This window comes from Mesorhizobium sp. M0018 (assembly GCF_040323955.1).
In the GTDB taxonomy this organism is placed as follows: domain Bacteria; phylum Pseudomonadota; class Alphaproteobacteria; order Rhizobiales; family Rhizobiaceae; genus Mesorhizobium.
The window spans coordinates 42,795-60,684 of record NZ_JAMYVL010000022.1; the positions used below are offsets into that span (position 1 = coordinate 42,795).

Genomic DNA, 17,890 nt, shown 5'->3' on the forward strand with positions numbered 1-17,890 from the left:
TCGCGCTTGCCCGCGACGTCGCGGGCGCACATGCCGCAGGCATGCATTTCATGGCGCGAGATCGAGGATCACATGCACTACAACATTCCCAAATCAGAACAAAATGCCAGCGAGTGCCGCATTTCGCTTCCGGATGCGAAAAGGGCTTACCCAAAGTCCGAGACGAACACCGCGGTCCCTTTTGTGCCATCGCACGAGCACGCGCTTACCGGCATCTTCGAAATATCGAAAGTACTCACCGACCCCGCCCGGCTCGAAGTCACGTTGGCCAAGGTCGTCGATCTCCTGCCCTCGTTTGTGCAGATGCGGCACGGCATCATCGCTCTCTTCGACGCTGAGGGCATACTGGACATCACCGTAGTCACCGGCTGCGACGAGAACAGCGATGAGCGCTCCCGGATGCGTCTGCCGCGCAAGGCAATCGATCGGATTGTGACGACGGACACGCCGCTCGTCGCCGAGAACATAGCGGTGCATTCGGCCTTCACTGCCGCTGACATAGAGGTGCTTGGGGCCTCCGACCCCGTGTCCTTCATCGGCGTTCCCATTCGTGTTGATGGGAACGCCGTAGGCACGCTGACTATCGACCGCGCCTTGGACAGCAGGTCAACGTATCGGCTCGATTATGATGTCCGGCTGCTCACCATGATCGCCAACATGGTGGGACAGACAGTCAAGTTGCACCGCTTCTCCGCGGGCGACCGCGAACGACCGACAGAGGTGGAAGATCGGCTGCAAACGCAATTCTCTGATGTCAAGCACCCTGCACCGCAGCGCAAGAAGGTTCACGTCAAGGGGATGATTGGCGATAGTCCGGCGCTAAGCGCGCTGCTCGAGAAGATCGCAGTGGTAGCTAAGGCAAAGACCACGGTTCTGTTGCGAGGCGAATCCGGTACCGGGAAGGAGCTGGTCGCCAAGGCAATTCACGAGTTGTCGCCGCGCGCCAAGCGGCCCTTCATCAAACTCAATTGTGCAGCGCTGCCAGAGGCAGTCCTGGAATCCGAATTGTTCGGTCATGAGAAGGGTGCCTTCACAAGCGCGTTCAATTCCCGCAAGGGTCGCTTTGAGCTCGCCGACAAGGGGACGTTGTTTCTGGATGAGATCGGCGAGATCTCGGCCTCCTTCCAGGCAAAGCTACTGCGCGTGCTGCAGGAGCAGGAGTTTGAGCGCGTCGGCAGCAACCAGACCATCAAGGTCGACGTTCGCGTGATTGCCGCCACGAACAGGAACCTTGAAGAGGCGGTTGCAAGGAATGAGTTCCGCGCCGACCTATATTATCGCATCAACGTGGTTCCCTTGCTGGTGCCGGCATTACGCCAAAGGCGCAGCGATATTCCGCTCCTCGCAGCTGAGTTTCTCAAGAATTTCAACGATGAGAACGGCCGTACGCTGACCTTCGATGCGCGTGCGATTGAAGTACTGATGAAATGTGAATTTCCCGGCAACATTCGCGAGCTTGAAAATTGCGTGCACCGGACAGCGATCCTGGCGGAGGGACGATCAATCGGGAGAAACGACTTTGCGTGCTCCCACGACCAATGCTTTGCCGAGGCGCTGCGGAAGAGCAGATCGGGCAAGGCCGCGCTGCAACCAGCGCCGATCCTCCCAGAGGCAGTGAATCCGGCCACGCCGCCGGATGCGGCCGCTCGTTCGGCCGCCACCACAGTCCCGCCTGCCGGAGCAACCCACTCATTGGGCGCGAGGACCACCGACGCCGAGCGCGTCATTGCTGCCATGGAAAGATGTGGCTGGGTGCAGGCAAAGGCGGCGCGCCTGCTTGGACTGACCCCGCGCCAGATTGGCTACGTGCTGAGGAAATACGGCATCGAGGTCAAGCGTCTGTGAAAGCATGACTCAGGCGGATTAGCTGAGACCGCTTAGCGGCTTGGCCCGCGCAGGGATGCAGATCCGCGTCCGCGTCAAGTCGATCCGACCGAGGACAGCCTGGCCGAATTCCCGTGGCAGCCGGCGTTGCGACCATCTTGTGAAAGGCGACGCTGCCATCGTCAATCCGTCCGCCATGTTGCTCTCGTTGCGAGCTCATACGGATGCCCTGTGCGACTGAAACGGAGATAAAATATGTCCGATGCAAAACTGCAAGCTGTGCTTTCGTCTCTTCCGCAAGGGACGCGACAGTTAGATGCTCTGCCGTCCAACGGACCAGCGCCGGACAGAAGTTTTGTCAAGCTGAATACGAATGAGAACCCGTTTCCGTTGCCGCCAATCATAATGCAAAGTGCAGTGGCGGCCCTCAATCGCCAGTATCTGTATCCGGACGACGATAACATCAGCTTGAGGGAAGCAGCGTCCAATACCTATGGCGTATCCACGGATCAGGTCATCGCAGGCAACGGGTCGTCTGAACTGCTCGGACTCATCTACAGAGCTTTCCTCGCCCCTGGCGACAAGGTGGCGATGATATCGCCAGGGTTTTCGTTCAACCGCAAACTTGCCATGTTGCATGGTGCTGAGTTTCTCGAGATCGGATGTCAAACTCATTCGCTGCCAATGGAGCAATTGCTTTCCGGTCCGGCAAAAGACGCCAAGTTCATTCTGGTGGCCAATCCAAACAATCCGACCGGAACATTCCTCTCGATAAGCAATATCGAACGCCTCGTGGCACAATCGGATCGCCTGGTCGTCCTTGATGAGGCCTACGTCGACTTTGCACCCGATCACGGGCTGCGCCTCATCAACCGTTATTCGAACCTTCTGATCTTGAGAACATTTTCGAAGAGCTATGCCGCCGCCGGCATTCGCGTCGGTTTCGGTTTCGGTCACCCTGAGATTATTGGCAGGCTGCGCAACATCCAGAACGTCTTCAACATGAACGTGATTGGGCATGCGGTTGGTATCAGCGTGCTTGCGCATCGCGGCGCCTACGCAGAGAACCACAAGCACATCAGACATGAACGACAGCGAGTGACAGCCGCACTGTCGCAACTTGGATTTTCCGTAACGCCCTCCCACGCAAATTTCTTGCTAGCCCGTGTACCAGCGGGACAGGACGGCTCATGGTGGCAAGCAGCCTTGGAAAGGCAAAAGATACTCGTTGCCTACTTTCCGGATAATGGTTTGGAACATTGCATCCGCGTCAGCATCGGCACAAAAGAGCAATTGGATGCATTTCTTGCTGCCGCTCGCGATATAGTTGGAAGCTTAAACATACCAAGCACCACGGGCAGGGGAGCGTCAGGCTCTGCTCGTTCGGTACGCTGACGCTAATCCGATATCACACATTGCTATCTTTAGACTTGCTTGGTCACCCAAGCACGACAACATTTTTCTTTAAAATCGGGGACAATATCGAGTGACAAACGTCTTTCCTTCAAACCTAGCCTTCGGCATCTTCGATCATCTGGACGAGGACGGCCTCGATATCGCCCGGCAGTACGAAGATCGCCTGATATTAGCAGAGGCGTGCGATCAGCTAGGGTTCTATGCCTATCATCTCGCAGAGCACCACTGTACCCCCCATGGGAGAGGTCCATCGCCGAATCTGTTCTTATCGAGCGTCGCCCAGCGCACCCGGCGCCTGCGTCTCGGACCCTTGGTGATGCTGCTTGCGCTTTATCATCCGCTGCGTGCGTTCGAAGAGATCTGTATGCTGGACCAGTTGAGCGGTGGCAGGCTCGAACTGGGCATAGGGCGCGGTGCTCTCCCGATCGAATTGGGTTACTTCGGGATTGGTGCGGACGCGGTGCCGGGCCGCTATGCGGAAGCCAGCGAAATTCTTGTTGAAATACTTGTTAATGCCATGAAGGTTGGCACGCTGTGCTATCAAGGCCGCCATTTTGAGCTCAATGACGTTCCTTTGACGCTAAGACCTCATCAGCGTCCACATCCGCCGACATGGGTCGCCGCCAATCGACCCGAGTCCGCAGCCTGGGCCGCTGCGAATGGAGCAAACATCGCGTGTGTAGGGCCTTCCTCTTCTGTTCGCAAAACTACTGATGCGTTCCGCGGCTATCGAGAGGACAACAATGACACGGGCGATCGAGCGCTATTTATTGGATTGCTCCGAATGGTGGTGATTGGGCGTTCTGAAACAGACGCGTATTCGATCGCGGCACCTGCTTACGAACGATGGCTCAAGAGCTTCCAATTCCTTTACGACCTTAATGCCATCCCGACTCCACCAAACCTGCCGCTGACCTTCGATGAGGCAATAGAGCGTGAATTGTGCGTGGTAGGATCAGCAGAATCTGTGCGAAAAGCTCTGTTAGATCAGTTGGAAGAGGCAGGTGCCAACTACCTGCTTTGTCAACTGGCATTTGGAAATCTGCCGCTAGATGCTTCCCTGTACACCGCGACGACCATTCAATCCGAAATCATGGCTCGACTTGTCTGACCATGAAATTCGCCGTCTGATCCGAACGTAAATCGTTGTAACAGCGCTCCCTCACATTGCTCGAGCGTGCACGTGGTGGGGATTGGGAAATCGTGAGGGAGGCCAAACTGACGACGAGCCGGCGGCACAGATTACCAGGTTTGTGCGTTGGCCGGCATCTGGGCACGGTGTGAGACTGCACGATCCTAAGGAGATGATGGCCGAGCGCGTCACGATGCCGGCACGCATCTGCTCGTCGCGCTCGCGCTAGTCGTTGCCCATAGCCCGCCGCAAGAGGTCTTCTCGACCGGGGCGGCGCCGGTGGCGGCTCCCGCATCCAGCTTCATCAGCGGCTCGGCGGTAGCAAAGCCGTCACTCGCTACGGCGCTGTTGAGGGCGCGCTCGCGAGCGGCTTTGCTACGCCGAGCGACACCACCTGGAGCGAGTTCGCCCGATGTCGCGGCGTGCACCGCGGTCGGATAACGACGCTGGAGGAAATCGTTCGCAGCCGGTCTTCACGATCCGCGCGAGTGCTTTGCATGAATGCTGCCTGCTTCCTCGTCTGCGGCGGCCTGAGTGTCCGCCGGCACGCCCGAAGTCAATGTCAGTACCACAAGGCCGCCAAGACGTCAGGTCTGGGAGCCGGCTTGTACGGTCGTATCGTGTTCTGGAAAATCGTCAAAGGAGGCGTAGTTGAGATTGTAGAGTTTGGAATACAGGCCCCCCATGGCTATTAGCTGATCGTGGTTGCCAGTCGCAATAACTTGGCCATTCTGAAGCACGATGATGCGGTCGGCACCCCGGATCGTGGCAAGACGGTGGGCGATGACGAGGCCAGTGCGCCCTTCAAGCAGCTTTATCAGAGCCTTCTGAATCTGCATTTCCGTGTAGCTGTCGATGTTGGCGGTAGCTTCGTCGAGCACGAGGATCTTGGCGTCGGCGACGAGGGCGCGGGCGAAACTGATAAGCTGGCGCTGGCCGAGAGATAAGTTGTCGCCGCGTTCGCCAAGTTGGGTCTCATACCCGTCGGCGAGGCTCATTATGAAGTCGTGGGCGCCGACCGCCTTGGCGGCCTCGATCACCTTGTCGCGCGTGGCTTCCGTCTTGTGGTATCGAATGTTCTCGAAGACCGTCCCGGTGAACAGGAACGGCTCCTGCAGCACCATGGCGACCTGGCGGCCGAGCGATTCCTGGGTGAGATCGCGCACATCATGTCCGCCGACCAGCACTTGGCCCTGCTGAACATCATAGAAGCGGTGGACCAGGGCCATCGCGCTCGATTTGCCAGAACCGCTCGGCCCGACCAGTGCGACCGTCTCGCCGGGATTGACCCGGAAGGAGACATTTTTCAGCACCGAACGGTTCGGATTGTAGCCGAAGGTGACGTCCCTAAACTCGACCGAGCCGTCCATTTCGGGCGAAAGCACCTCGGCATTGGGTTTGTCCTGAACATCGATCTTGACGTCGAGCACATCGGTCAGGCGCTTGCCTGAGGCCATGGCGCGCTGCATGATCGAATATTGCAGGGTGAGTGAGCGGATCGGGTCAAAGAAGCGCTGGATGTAAAACAGGTAGGCAACCAAAACCCCCACATCTATGCGGCTATTCACGACCATCGAGCCGCCGACCACAATAACGGCGGCCAAGGCGAGGCCGGTGAGGCCATCGACGATGGGCAATATCGCCAGTGCATATCTGGCAGCGATCAGTTGGGTCCTGAGGTTGGCATGGGCCCGGTCGTCAAAAAGAATGAAATTCACCTGCTGGCGATCCATTGACTGTATGGTCCGCACGCCGTGAATGGCTTCGGCCAGCGCGCCATTGACGACGGAATTGGTTTCGTGTGCAGCCATGAAGGCGTCGCGGGCACGTGGCAGCCAGACAATGCGGACGATCACCAGGATCGGCAGAACCGAGAGCGTCAGGAGGCCGAGGCGGAAGTCGAGCCACAGCATTACGAAAACGATGCCGAAGAGAAGCGCAACATCGCCTACGGAATATACCGAGGTTTCGAGGAATTCCTGTATGGAGTTGACGTCGCCTTGCAGGCGCGACATGAGGCGCCCGACCTCGGTCTTGTCCATGAAGGAGAGCGAAACCTTCTGCAGATGGCCAAACATGGCGCGGCGGATGTCGAACAGGACAGTTTCGGCCACTTTCCCAACCACGGTTTCCTGCATGTAGCCGGCAGCGAAATTGACCAAAATCGCCAAAACGAACGCGCCGACGGCCGCAAGCTGGGCTGAGCGATCGGTCCTTGCCGGGTTCATGCCCTGGTCGATCGCGTAGCGGATGATCAACGGGATGAGAAGCTGCGTCCCGGTGAAGATCAGCATTGCTGCAATCGTGATGACTACCCTGGCCCGATAGGGACGGACGAAGGCCCAGATGCGCCGGAGGATGCTCTTGTCGAAAGCCCGGCCGAACATCTCCTCCTCGATGCGGTGCGAGCCGACAACCGCGCGCGGAGGGCGTCTACCGTCGTCACGTTCGGCTTCGACTTCGCCGGCGCGGCCCTGCGCCATCAGCGGGCGCCCCCATACTGGGTCATATTGTCATGACCCGGGCGCGTCTGGAGATCGTAAAGGGCCCTGTAGCGTCCCCGCTTCGCCAGAAGCTCTTCATGGGTGCCGCGTTCTACGATTTCGCCGTTATCGACAAAAAGGATTTGATCGGCATGCATAAGCGCACTCAGCCGGTGCGCGATGATGATCGTCACCCGATCCTTGGCGAACCGCCGCATCGCCGCGCGAATGCGCTGCTCGGTGCCGGCATCGATCGCGGCCATTGAGTCGTCGAAAACGACGACAGAGGGGCGCAGCATCATGGTGCGAGCAATCGTGAGACGCTGGCGCTGGCCGCCAGAGAGAGAAACGCCGCGTTCGCCCACGACCGTCTCATACCCTGCTGGGAGCCCGAGAATGTAGTCGTGGAGCTGGGCGAATTCGCCAGCGTGTTCAATTCGCTGTCTCTTCGCCCAAGGATCGCCATAAGCGATGTTGTTCTCGATCGTGGTGGTGAACAGGAACGCATCCTGCTGTACAACCGCGACCGCCTTGCGAAGGCTCTCGAGGGTGACATTGCGTATGTCCTGGCCGTCCAAAGTGATGGCGCCACCGGTCACGTCGTAAAAGCGGGGGACCAGATGAGCCATCGTCGATTTGCCGGAACCCGGCGGACCGACGATCGCGATCGTCTCGCCTCTGCGGGCCTCAAAGCTGAGGTTCTTCAGAATGGCGCGGTTTTCGGCGTTGGGGTACGCAAATGAGACATTGTGGAAGCGCAGAGTGCCGTCGCTTATCTCAAGCGGTCTGGCCTCGAGAGCATCCCTGATTGTGATCTCCTGATCGAGGAGACCGAAAAGCCGCGAACCGCAGCTAGAAGCGCGGGCAAAGGCATTGACCATGAGGCCGATCTGGCGGACTGGCATTTGCAGGATGGTCATGAAGGTCAGGAAGGTCGCCATGGTTCCGACGCTGATCTCGCCAGCGACGAGCTTGTTGCCACCGATCCAAAGCACCAATCCCATTGCGAAAAAGAAGGACAAGGTCATCGCCGACGTGCTGGGTACGTAGATGTCAACGAGATCGTTGGCGAGGCCGAGCGCGTTCTTGGAAGCGCGGTCGAACTTCAGCATCTCATAGGATTGAGCCGCAAAAGCGCGGACCACGCGGATGCCTGCGAGATTTTCCTTCATCACGCGGCTTAGTACCGAAAGGCGCTCATAGAGGTCGAGCCAGGTGGCGCGCAGCCTAAGCTGTGTGGTCGATGAGCGCCAGGCGACAAAAGGCACGAAGCTCAGCGCGACCAGGCCGAGCATGGGATCGGTCGAGATCATCATGTAGGCGCCGATCCCGATCAGCATGGTGAGCAGGACCACGCGAACGAGCGCGGTGGAAAAATACATCCGCACGCCTTGGAGATCGAGCATTCCGATGGTGATCAGATCGCCTGAATGGACCCGGTCGTGAAAGGAAAAGCTGAGACGCTGGATCTTGTCGTAGTAGGCGAGCCGCAGTTCGTACGCGACATGATGCCCGACGGCTTCGGCAAAAAAGTTCTGCGCCATCGTGAAAAGGCCGCGTAGCGCGCTGACGGCGAGCAGCAGGAGAGCCGGAATCCAGAGCGCTTGTCCTGCCGCGGTCCCCGCGACACCGCCCCCGATGGCTGTCTGGGTCTGGTCGACAGCCCGGCCGAGCAGCTGGGGAATGAGCAACTGGAGGATTGCCGCCATGATCGTCGAGCCCATAGCGAAGGCGACCTGCCAGGGATGCCGCAAATTCATACGCGTGATGCGCAACAGCGTACTCAAATCCCGGCCCCAGCGCGCCGCTTCCACATCGGTCAACGAATTCAGAGCGTTCGTTGCGCTGCCGATAGCATCACTGCTCACGGGTGTATTCCCGACTGCATTTTGCGCCTTCGAGGCAAGCCGAAGGACCAATCATCAAAGGAGCCCGCCATTGTTAATCCAGTCCACCACCTGCAGCAGGGCGCGTTCCTATAAGCCGAGCCGCGGCTTCACTTACTGGCATGTCGATCACCGTGATTCCGCTTGCCGCAAGGAAACGCGCTTCGTTTCGGGTCAGCGTTTCCGCGTCCATTACCGCGCAATATGGACCTCGGGAGCGCTTCATGATCTGCCTGGCGTAGGTGCGCAGCATCTGATCGTTGAAGCGGCAGCCAACGAAGAAAAGTCCACGGGTGATGCGCCGTTCCTTCACCACGTCTGGGATCGGTGTCTGGATATCGATTTCGGTCAGGACTTCGACATAGTCGGAATCTGCGACGAGAAAGTTTTGCGCCGGCCTAATACTCCCGTGAGGTGTATAGAGAACCGTCTTCGCCCCCGATCGGGGGTCGAGTTCCCTCCCGGACAAATCGTAGGTTTTCGTCCAAATGTTACCGATTTCGTTCGCCCGCGTGACGCCTTGTATCTCAACGACGTCCGTTCGGCCGGTCTCTACGAGAGCCGTGCGCATCGCGCCGTCGTACCAGCTGTCGACGATGAGGGAGAGCGGCAGCCTTGCGAGCCAGGCGTGGAGGAGGGTCGGCGCCACCGGCGCTGCGAATATGTCGGTCATCCAAGCTTGAAGCGTCCGGCGATGCCGGCGCTGTTCGATGAACTGCGCAACCGACCACATATTGGTGCGGATCCTGGAAGGGGCTGGCGCCCGTGCATTGAGTGCCGCGGCAACGACCTCCGGCGTATGTGGCACAGGCGGTTCCGCACAGTTGAACCCAAGAAGACCCGGACCGAGATAGGGGATCACCTCATCGGCGGCGAGCGCTTCCTTCGCCAGGTCAAGCAGCTTTTCGGCAAAACTGTCCCGCACGATGACGAGGTGGCCCGATGTCAGGATCGTGTTCATGCTCGTTTCCTCGCGACGCACCTATCAAGGGGCAGCATCAGTCCTGTTCGGAAACCTTCCTTGCCTCGACGGTGATCGGCAGACGCGTATCCCGTGGAAGATCGGGTAGGAGGAGCCGCCACCCGTTCCTGAGCGTCACAGTTCCGCCCCACAACTCTTCCTTCTCGAGCTTGATGATCGGCTCTTCGAGGTCCTTCTTCGGGACATACGCCGACAAGCCAGCCTCGGTCCTGCGGATCATGACTTTCATCTGGCCGTCCCTTCATTGGTATTGCTTTCAGCACTGCAGGGCGCCTCGGCTTTGTCGAGGCTCATCAGTTCACGCGCTCGCATGCCGACGACGGTGCCACGGTCGACCCATTCGACCGCATAGATGAAGAACTGCTGGAGAAAGGTGCCAATGTCGCGCACATATCCCTCGTCGCCCTTCCGCACGAGATTTTCGCCGATCTCCCTGCCAGGATAGGTGCCGTCATTCTTTATGTGGCGAGTGGCACGTACCCGCTCTCCCGGCATGAATCGTGGAGGCCTGCGGATTTCGACCTCCTCTTCGCGTCCGAGCGACATGTCCGTTCCCTGATTTCTCTTGAGGCTGCAGATTGTGAACAAAGGCGTTCCAGGCGTCCTGCGAAGGCATCCCCGACCATGTCGGCAGCCCAATGTTCGTCACGCAGGAACGCAGGTCTTCGGCACCGGGCATACCGAGGCACATTGCTGCGCATCGAAGACCCCCTCGCACTCGGTGCACTTTTGCGGCTCGATCACATAGCTCTCGCCTTTGAACTTGATCGCGCCGGAGGGACACTCGAATTCGCAGGCGCCGCATTGGGTGCATTGGGATGCGATGATCTTGAAAGCCATTTTAACTCCTGGTCCGAATGGATGAGACGCGCTCAGGCCGTCGCCGCGAGTGCGGGGGTCCCAGACGCGGCCGCGTAAATCGCGCTGATTGCGGTCTCGATATAGTCGTGGGCATATGCGTCGGTGGCTTGGATTCCAGCGTCGGCGAGCTGATCCTGCGGGCAGTTTCCGATCTTGGCGCACAGCACGACATCTATGCCCTCAAGCGCAGCGATGACGCCATCCAGGGCGGCTTCTCCGCCCCAGCCCCCGAGACAATACTGCTCGACCTTGCGATGCCCGACAAAGCTGATCCCTCTCGGCGAGGCTTCGTAAACCTGGAATTCCTTCGCATGGCCGAAATGTTCATTGACGCGGCCGCCGCCCTTGGTCGCCACTGCGAAGAGAAGGGACTTGCCGGGGCTCGCTGCCTTGACCAATCCGATCGCTTCTCTCCTAGCCGCCACGTGATCACGGCGCTCCTCCGCGACCAGCTCCCGATAGGCCTTGCGATTGCTGGCATCGTAGGTGACCTCGCCGGGAATTCGGTCGACTGTGAATTCCTGGCCACGATCCTCACCGAGCAGGCCGACGGCATCTGCCCGGCACTGCCGGCAGTGGCGCATCAACTGGGCGCCGCCTTCGACACGATCCTGAAGAGCCTTCATCTCCATTGCGTTTGGGCCGCGTTGCCCGCTCAGTCCGTAGTGCGTGCCGTGCGCCGGGTCCGAAATCAGCGGCATGAGGTTGTGCAGGAACGCGCCTCGCTCCTTGACCCATCTATTCACCTCGATCAGATGCTCATCGTTCACGCCGGGGATCATCACCGAATTGATTTTGGTGAGGATGCCGCGCGCGGTCAGCATCTCCAGACCCAACATCTGCCGCTCGTGCAGGATCCGGGCGGCTTCGATGCCGAAGTAGCGGCGATGGTCGTAAAAGATCCAAGGATAGATCTTTGCACCGACCTCAGGGTCGACCATGTTGATGGTGATCGTCACGTGATCGACATTCATGTCGGCAAGCTCATCGACATGGTCCGGCAGCGCGAGCCCATTCGTGGAGATGCAAAACTTGATGTCTGGGATTTCCCTGGCAACTCGTTCGAACGTTGCCTTCGTCTTCTTCCAGTCGTAACAGGCATCGCCCGGTCCGGCGATGCCGAGCACGGAGAGCTGCGGCACCTCGTTGGCGACCGCGATCACCTTGCGTAGCGCCTGGTCGGGCGTCAGCTTTTCGGAGACCACCCCAGGCCGGCTTTCGTTGGCGCAGTTATATTTGCGATTGCAGTAGTTGCACTGGATATTGCAGCTGGGCGCGACCGCGACGTGCATGCGCGCGAAATAGTGATGCGCCTCTTCTGAAAAGCAGGGGTGATCCTTGATCTTGTCCCAGACAGCCGGATCCGTGTCGTCCGGCTTTATCGACGAGCCGCAGGACGAAGACGCGCAGCCACCGGCTTTCACGGTGGCAAGCAACTGGTCATCGAATGTCGTGCTGAGGCTCTCAAGCGAAATTGCCGGTGCGGACATCGAACGGCTCCGTTGCTGGGTGAATGTCGCAGTTCAAACCGCAAGAGCTATGCCAGCTCAAAGAGCGGTTTTGGTTCACGAATTGGCTTTCGTGTCGGATTCCGTCGGATTGCTCCGACACACCTTTGTCGGGCTTCCGACAGTGGACAAGCAAATCGGGTCGCGAAGGCTACCAGCCTTGGGCGCGCAGAGTGTGAGGGAGACTACTCCGGGCTTACGTTTGACGTCATCACAACGTCTAGAATTTCTTCACGTCGATACCATGCCGGCGCAGGGCGTAGCCGATTTGCCGCGGCGTGAGGCCGAGGATACGAGCCGCCCTGGCCTGAACCCACCCGGCTTTGTCCATCGCGTCGATCAGCCGGTCGCGTTCCGTCAGACGCGGGGGACAAGCGGGATCGTTCGGATCGCCGGCCGTAAGGGGAGATACCTTGCCTGCGGAGACACCGATGCGACTGGCCGGCAGCCGCAATCCGACCGGCACTGCGTTGACCCGTGCGAGATCGTCGATGGCATTGCCGCCATTCGAGCGGTCGGCTCGCTTCCAGAGGAGCCAGGAAAGGCACTGGCTCTTCTTACAGGCGAAATCGGATGGCGTGACCGTCCTTGAACGCGCAAGTGTGGCCGTCCTTTGGACGCAGTTCTCCAGCTCGCGGACGTTACCAGGGAAGTAGCATTGCGAGATCAGGTCAAGCGCCGACGGCGCGAAGGCGAGTGCGCGATCGTTCTCCTTGTTGAATCGATTGAGGAAGGCGTTCGCAAGGCGTGGAATATCGCCGGGTCGCTCTCTGAGCGGAGGCAGGATAATTGGCACCACATTGATGCGGTAATAAAGGTCGGCCCTGAACTCCCCTTTTATGACGGCCGTCTCGAGATCCTTGTTGGTGGCGCATATGAGGCGCACGTCGACCTGTAGCGTTTTGGTGCCGCCGACTCGCTCCAATTCGCCTTCCTGCAAGACACGCAACAGCTTGGCTTGAAAGGCCGGCGAAATCTCGCCGATTTCATCAAGTAGCAGCGTTCCCTCATTTGCCAATTCAAAACGACCGGCGCGCTGGGAGATAGCACCCGTGAAAGCGCCCTTTTCATGCCCAAACAGTTCTGACTCCAGAACGCTTTCAGACAGTGCGGCGCAGTTCAATTTGACGAAAGACCTCTTCCTCCGACGTGAGAGCTTATGGATGGCTTGCGCAAAGAATTCCTTGCCGGTGCCGCTTTCACCCCGCAGTAGCACGGTGGAATTGGTCCCTGCTACGACCGAGACGGTTTCGAGCACCTGCTTGAGTGCGGGGCTTTCCCCGATGATCCCGTCGATTTTGACATCCGCATGCCGGGCAGGGTCGTAGGTCCTCCCCTCGTTGGGCGATTTCTCCGGTCTCCATTGCTCATGGACAGACCGCTGACGATCTGTACTCAGGATGCGATGGAGACGGATCGTCCGGCCGACAAGGTTGGCGACCATCGTCAGGAAGTATGTGTCCTCGTCGTCGCGAAAGTCGGTGGCGCCGTCTCCGGCGCGGTCGATCGACAATGTCCCAAGGATTTTATGATCAGCCTTTAGCGGGATACCGATAAAGGCAATTGGGATGGTGCCGCTGCTCGAAGATGTTTGAAGGTCAGCCTGAAATAGTTGGGACTTGCGGACGTCCGGTATGAACAGCGGCGTCCCCGTAGCGACGATTTGATCTGTTACGGCCTGTGGTATGACGCGGCGAGTGCCTGATTGAAGTGCGTGGGTATTGCCGGCAGTTGCGGCAATCTCCGGCTCTCCTTCAGCGTCCAGGACGACGATTGCTCCGTGACGCATCTGCAGAAACGAAGGCAGGATGTTCACGACATTGGCGAGCGTAATCTCCAGCTCGCTGGGGGCGGTCAGCACCTTCGATATCTCGTAGAGTCCCCTGAGCGCGATATCTGCTTGGGGCATGCTTTTGATGGGCAGTTCAGGGCGGGTATCCCGAGGTGCTACCTCGTCGACCCGATCTTGCGGTACGTGAGCCATGGAAACACCTCAGGGGTTGTCGTCCAGAGTGCTCCTCCTTTTGAATCTGAGTCTGAATTCTGAAAGCACAGTATTCACGAGCTTCTCTTCGTGGCGCGGCAATTCAAGGAAAGATAGACTTGGCCTTGGTCCCGACCTCAGGTGTATCAAGATTGACCCTGTTGATACGGTGCGTGCCTCGGTCATCCGAATTTGAAGAGGACTCCGAAGCCGCCGCGTGGATAGTTCCACTCGATCTCGCCACTGGTCTCGCACAAAATCCGGCAGGTGCCGCACTCCATGCAGCCGTCGGCGGTGATCTCCACTTGACCTTTGTCGTTCAACTCATAACATTTCGCCGGGCAGACGTGGGTCAGCGCGAGCAAGTTCGCGCTTGGCCTCTCGTGCGGTCGCACTTTGATATGCGGACGGCCGGAATCCACCAAGTAGCGGTTCTGGTAAAGCTTGTCCTCGACACGTGACTTCGTCACTGCGATCGTCATTTCGTCTCCCCTCAGCGCCACGCCAATGCAAGGCGGACCGCGTCGCTGACCAGCCCCCAGCGCGAGCGCGCCTTGATGAAGGCCGCCGTGGTCGCCTTTTCCTTCTCGGTCTTCGGCGTGCCGTCGACACGCATGAAGTTCTGCGCGGCTTGCGACATCAACCGCGGATAAGTCGTGAAGTAATTCCAGGAATTGGTGTGGAGCAAGGCCGGCATGTCTTTGTATTTCCTTAGGTCCTTGACCACGAAGGACTTGTCCAGCATGGCTTTGTAAAGGGCGAGATTCCGTTTGGTCATAGGACCGTTGCGGCTCTTGACCTCGATGATTGCCTCAGCCGCGATGCGGCCGGAGGTCATGGCGAGGTTCGAACCCTCGCGGTGAATGGCGTTGTTCAGTTGCGCGGCATCGCCGACCACGACCCAACCGTCGCCAAAGAGCTGCGGAATAGCCTTGTAGCCGCCTTCGGGAATGAGATGCGCGGAATATTCTTTCACTTCCGAGCCGGCAATCAGCGGCCGGATCGAAGGATGGGTTTTTAATGCGTCGAGGAGGACGTAAGGGCTCTCGACCATCGCGGCGAAGTCGGAGACGAGGCAGCCAATGCCCAGTGAGATCGACTCCTTGTTGGTGTAGAGGAAGCCGAGCCCGGCCATGCTGCGGGAGGTCGTGCCCACCGCCTCGATCACGCAGCCTTCATCGCCTTTGAGGCCGAACCGCTGCTCAATGACCTCTTCGGGGAGGAAATGCATTTCCTTGACGGCGAGCGCCACGGTTTGCGGCTTCGGCATCTCGCGCAGGCCGGCCCGCGTGCCAAGCAGTCCGCAGACACCTTCTGCGAGGACGACCACGTCCGCGTAGATGGCTCCGCCGGCCCGGTCTGTGCGGACGCCGATCACCCTGTCCTTGGCGTCACGGATGAGTTCCGTCACGGTCGTCTCGCACAGAACCGTCGCGCCGGCCTCGCGCACCTTACGCGAAAACCATTTATCGAACTGGGCACGGATGATCGTGTAGCGGTTGGGCTTCGCCTCATTGAAGTCGTCCGACCGATAGTGAATCCCGGTGTGGGACGTGTCGTCCATCACCCAAAGCCGCTGTTCAACCAAATGCCGCTCGAGAGGCGCATCGTCCCGGAAATCCGGGATGATCTTCTCCAGCATGTTCGCGTACATGATGGCACCCTGGACATTCTTGGACCCCGGATATTCACCCCGCTCCAACTGCAGCACCTTCAGGCCGTGGCTGGCCATGGTGTAAGCAGCTGCGTTTCCGGACATGCCGGCCCCAATAACAATGGCGTCGAATTGTTCCTCAATCATGTCCATCCTTAGCTCGCAAGCTTATCGCGACTGTGGGGCGACAGCCGCCGGGTGAAGGCTTCCGTCAGTGCGGGCAGGAAGCGGATCGCGTCGGTGACGATCCCGAGGTGAGCGAAATCGAAAATCGGCGCGTTCGGGTCGGTGTTGATGGCCACGATGAGATCCGCCCCCTCTACGCCAACCCGGTGCTGGATGGCGCCGGAAATCCCGGCCGCTATGTAAAGCTTCGGCCGGATGGTCTTGCCAGTTTGGCCGATCTGCCGATCAGCCGGCATCCAGCTCTTCTGGACCAACGGGCGCGAACAGCCATGCTCGGCGCCGATTGCCCGCGCGAGATTCTTCACAAGCTGCAGGTTCTCCGCCGCGCCTAGACCGAGGCCTCCCGCAACCACGACGTCGGCATAGGCAAGATTTGCCTTTGCCGACTGACTATCCGGCAGGAAGCCCAGGACTTTGGTAACGATCTCGTCCTCGGCTACCGAGAGCTTGTGCCGGATGACACGCCCGACCGGTTTATCCGCCCGCGGCGGCATTGGCATGACCCTCGGTCGCACTGTCGCCATCTGGGGGCGGAAATTGAGCGTATAGATCGTGCACAGCAAGGAACCGCCGAAAGTCGGACGGGTGGCGGCGAGCGAACCGTCGGTATCCACATCAAGTTCGGTGCAGTCGGCCGTGAGCCCTGTCTGCAAGGTCGTCGCCACGGAGCCGGCAAGATCCCTGCCGAGTGTGGTGGCACCGAGAAGAAGGATCTCGGGTTTGTGGGTATTGACCAGATCCGTCATCGCCTTGGTGAATGGCTCGTTCCGATAGTCGGCGAGCAACGGCGCCTCGACGATGTAGACAAGGTCGGCGCCATAAGCGAACGCTTCGGCAACGGCGTTCCCGATGGCCTCTCCCGGCGGTCCAAGCACGACGCCTGCAAGCTGGACCTGAAGCTTGTCTGCTAACTTGCGGCCTTCGCCGAGCAGTTCGAATGATACGGGATGGACCTGGCCGCGTTCGAGCTCGATGAAAACCCAAACGTGCCGGTAGTCCTTGAAATGCGCGGGCAGCTCCTTCTTTATGCCGGCACGGCCGGCGGCAGGGCGAGGGGTTTCTCGGTTCGCGTTCGACATCGTCTGATCCTTGCCCTCTCACGCGCCGCCGTTGAAGGCGAGCTCATGTTCCAATGCCGGCTGGCGGGTGAAAATTGCCGTGATGAGTTCGTCAGCGACATCGCGCAAGGCCATCTCGGCGGTGTCGATTTTTGCCGCCTTTTCCGCTCGCGCAGGAGGCGCGAAAACGCGCTTGACCACCGTCGGTGAACCGCGCAGGCCGCATTTGGTGAGATCCTCAATGCCGGCGTCGGCCGCACTCCATTTCAAGACCTGGCTGCGCGCGGCGCACAGGGCGTCCTGGATCGAGCCCCGGCGGATCTCGTTTGTGCCTTCCAGCATGGTGATCAGGCAAGGGAGCCTGCTCTTCAGCATCTGTGTGCCGCCTTCGGAGCGGCGCTCGACCTTGATCTCGCGCGCAGCAAGGTCAATAGAGGCGATCTTCGCGACATAGGTCAGTTGCAGGAGTCCGAGGCGCTTGGCGATGCCGGGCCCGACCTGGGCGGTGTCGCCATCGATCGTCTGCTTGCCGGTGAAGACGAGGTCTGGCGTGCCGAACGTCTCGCCAACCTTCGCGATTGCCTGGGAAAGGGCGAACGAGGTCGCCAGCGTGTCGGAGCCGGCAAAATAGCGGTCGGTCAAGAGCACCGCTCGGTCGGCGCCGTAACCGAGCGCCTTGCGCAGCGCGTCCTCTGCCATGGGCGGACCCATAGTGAGCACGGTGACTTCGCCACCATAGGCGTCGCGCAGTCTGAGGGCTTCTTCGAGGGCGAACAGGTCGTAAGGGTTGATGATGGTCGGAACACCCTGGCGCATGATCGTGTTCGTCACCGGATGGACCCTTATCTGTGCCGAGTCCGGCACCTGCTTGATGCAGATTACGATGTGCATTGGCGGTTTCTCCAGGCTCCTGTCC

Annotated in this window: 15 protein-coding genes; 3 read left to right on the forward strand and 12 right to left on the reverse strand. The window is 59.4% G+C overall.

Annotation, left to right across the window (positions count from 1 at the left end):
- Window positions 1–72 precede the first annotated feature (72 nt).
- The 3 genes from nifA (NKJ81_RS25480) (at window position 73) to NKJ81_RS25490 (ending at window position 4,351) form a co-directional block, all read left to right on the forward strand.
- Window positions 73–1,845: a nif-specific transcriptional activator NifA gene (nifA, locus tag NKJ81_RS25480; RefSeq protein WP_352542113.1), complete on the forward strand. Its 1,773-nt coding sequence runs from the start codon at window positions 73–75 to the stop codon at window positions 1,843–1,845.
- Window positions 1,846–2,079: 234 nt separating this feature from the next.
- The gene (gene hisC / locus NKJ81_RS25485; RefSeq protein WP_352542067.1) at window positions 2,080–3,219 is read left to right on the forward strand and encodes a histidinol-phosphate transaminase; all 1,140 of its coding nucleotides are present in this window, start codon (window positions 2,080–2,082) and stop codon (window positions 3,217–3,219) included.
- Between the two features lie 91 nt (window positions 3,220–3,310).
- Window positions 3,311–4,351 carry an LLM class flavin-dependent oxidoreductase gene (locus NKJ81_RS25490; RefSeq protein WP_352542068.1) on the forward strand — a complete coding sequence of 347 codons (1,041 nt, stop codon included), beginning with the start codon at window positions 3,311–3,313 and terminating at the stop codon, window positions 4,349–4,351.
- Window positions 4,352–4,959: 608 nt separating this feature from the next.
- Here NKJ81_RS25490 and NKJ81_RS25495 read toward each other — a convergent pair.
- The 12 genes from NKJ81_RS25495 to NKJ81_RS25550 all read right to left on the reverse strand — a co-directional run bounded on the left by NKJ81_RS25495 (window position 4,960) and on the right by NKJ81_RS25550 (window position 17,865).
- Window positions 4,960–6,855, reverse strand: a complete 1,896-nt coding sequence (locus tag NKJ81_RS25495; RefSeq protein ID WP_352542069.1) for an ABC transporter ATP-binding protein — start codon at window positions 6,853–6,855, stop codon at window positions 4,960–4,962.
- Window positions 6,855–8,723 carry an ABC transporter ATP-binding protein gene (locus NKJ81_RS25500; protein ID WP_352542070.1) on the reverse strand — a complete coding sequence of 623 codons (1,869 nt, stop codon included), beginning with the start codon at window positions 8,721–8,723 and terminating at the stop codon, window positions 6,855–6,857. Before NKJ81_RS25500 ends, NKJ81_RS25495 begins: the two co-directional genes overlap by 1 nt.
- A gap of 73 nt (window positions 8,724–8,796) precedes the next feature.
- Window positions 8,797–9,702 carry an SIR2 family NAD-dependent protein deacylase gene (locus tag NKJ81_RS25505; protein ID WP_352503021.1) on the reverse strand — a complete coding sequence of 302 codons (906 nt, stop codon included), beginning with the start codon at window positions 9,700–9,702 and terminating at the stop codon, window positions 8,797–8,799.
- A gap of 37 nt (window positions 9,703–9,739) precedes the next feature.
- Entirely contained in the window at window positions 9,740–9,952 is a 213-nt protein-coding gene (gene nifT, locus NKJ81_RS25510; RefSeq protein WP_352542071.1) for a putative nitrogen fixation protein NifT, read from the reverse strand.
- The gene (locus NKJ81_RS25515; RefSeq protein WP_352542072.1) at window positions 9,949–10,269 is read right to left on the reverse strand and encodes a nitrogen fixation protein NifZ; all 321 of its coding nucleotides are present in this window, start codon (window positions 10,267–10,269) and stop codon (window positions 9,949–9,951) included. The genes nifT and NKJ81_RS25515 overlap by 4 nt, the downstream gene beginning before the upstream one ends.
- 99 nt (window positions 10,270–10,368) lie before the next feature.
- Window positions 10,369–10,563 carry a 4Fe-4S dicluster domain-containing protein gene (locus NKJ81_RS32705; protein ID WP_023678248.1) on the reverse strand — a complete coding sequence of 65 codons (195 nt, stop codon included), beginning with the start codon at window positions 10,561–10,563 and terminating at the stop codon, window positions 10,369–10,371.
- Window positions 10,564–10,595: 32 nt separating this feature from the next.
- Window positions 10,596–12,074 carry a nitrogenase cofactor biosynthesis protein NifB gene (nifB, locus tag NKJ81_RS25525; RefSeq protein WP_352542073.1) on the reverse strand — a complete coding sequence of 493 codons (1,479 nt, stop codon included), beginning with the start codon at window positions 12,072–12,074 and terminating at the stop codon, window positions 10,596–10,598.
- A gap of 238 nt (window positions 12,075–12,312) precedes the next feature.
- Window positions 12,313–14,076, reverse strand: a complete 1,764-nt coding sequence (gene nifA / locus NKJ81_RS25530; protein ID WP_352542074.1) for a nif-specific transcriptional activator NifA — start codon at window positions 14,074–14,076, stop codon at window positions 12,313–12,315.
- A 182-nt stretch (window positions 14,077–14,258) separates the two neighbouring features.
- Entirely contained in the window at window positions 14,259–14,558 is a 300-nt protein-coding gene (locus tag NKJ81_RS25535) for a ferredoxin family protein (RefSeq protein ID WP_023678245.1), read from the reverse strand.
- An 11-nt stretch (window positions 14,559–14,569) separates the two neighbouring features.
- A complete protein-coding gene (locus NKJ81_RS25540) occupies window positions 14,570–15,877 on the reverse strand; it encodes an FAD-binding protein (RefSeq protein WP_352542114.1) in 1,308 nt (435 codons plus the stop codon).
- Window positions 15,878–15,885: 8 nt separating this feature from the next.
- Window positions 15,886–16,995, reverse strand: a complete 1,110-nt coding sequence (locus tag NKJ81_RS25545) for an electron transfer flavoprotein subunit alpha/FixB family protein (protein ID WP_352542075.1) — start codon at window positions 16,993–16,995, stop codon at window positions 15,886–15,888.
- 18 nt (window positions 16,996–17,013) lie between these two features.
- Complete coding sequence (locus NKJ81_RS25550) at window positions 17,014–17,865, reverse strand: electron transfer flavoprotein subunit beta/FixA family protein (RefSeq protein WP_352466656.1); 852 nt, start codon at window positions 17,863–17,865, stop codon at window positions 17,014–17,016.
- Window positions 17,866–17,890: the final 25 nt, after the last annotated feature.

Excerpts from the sequence above, each read along its gene's own strand:
- hisC (WP_352542067.1), top strand. The coding sequence starts at position 2,080 with ATGTCCGATGCAAAACTGCAAGCTGTGCTTTCGTCTCTTCCGCAAGGG.
- NKJ81_RS25495 (WP_352542069.1), bottom strand. The coding sequence starts at position 6,855 with ATGGCGCAGGGCCGCGCCGGCGAAGTCGAAGCCGAACGTGACGACGGT.
- nifB (WP_352542073.1), bottom strand. The coding sequence starts at position 12,074 with ATGTCCGCACCGGCAATTTCGCTTGAGAGCCTCAGCACGACATTCGAT.
- nifT (WP_352542071.1), bottom strand. The coding sequence starts at position 9,952 with ATGAAAGTCATGATCCGCAGGACCGAGGCTGGCTTGTCGGCGTATGTC.
- NKJ81_RS25550 (WP_352466656.1), bottom strand. The coding sequence starts at position 17,865 with ATGCACATCGTAATCTGCATCAAGCAGGTGCCGGACTCGGCACAGATA.
- NKJ81_RS25535 (WP_023678245.1), bottom strand. The coding sequence starts at position 14,558 with ATGACGATCGCAGTGACGAAGTCACGTGTCGAGGACAAGCTTTACCAG.
- nifA (WP_352542113.1), top strand. The coding sequence starts at position 73 with ATGCACTACAACATTCCCAAATCAGAACAAAATGCCAGCGAGTGCCGC.
- NKJ81_RS25540 (WP_352542114.1), bottom strand. The coding sequence starts at position 15,877 with ATGATTGAGGAACAATTCGACGCCATTGTTATTGGGGCCGGCATGTCC.
- NKJ81_RS25545 (WP_352542075.1), bottom strand. The coding sequence starts at position 16,995 with ATGTCGAACGCGAACCGAGAAACCCCTCGCCCTGCCGCCGGCCGTGCC.
- nifA (WP_352542074.1), bottom strand. The coding sequence starts at position 14,076 with ATGGCTCACGTACCGCAAGATCGGGTCGACGAGGTAGCACCTCGGGAT.
- NKJ81_RS25505 (WP_352503021.1), bottom strand. The coding sequence starts at position 9,702 with ATGAACACGATCCTGACATCGGGCCACCTCGTCATCGTGCGGGACAGT.
- NKJ81_RS32705 (WP_023678248.1), bottom strand. The coding sequence starts at position 10,563 with ATGGCTTTCAAGATCATCGCATCCCAATGCACCCAATGCGGCGCCTGC.
- NKJ81_RS25515 (WP_352542072.1), bottom strand. The coding sequence starts at position 10,269 with ATGTCGCTCGGACGCGAAGAGGAGGTCGAAATCCGCAGGCCTCCACGA.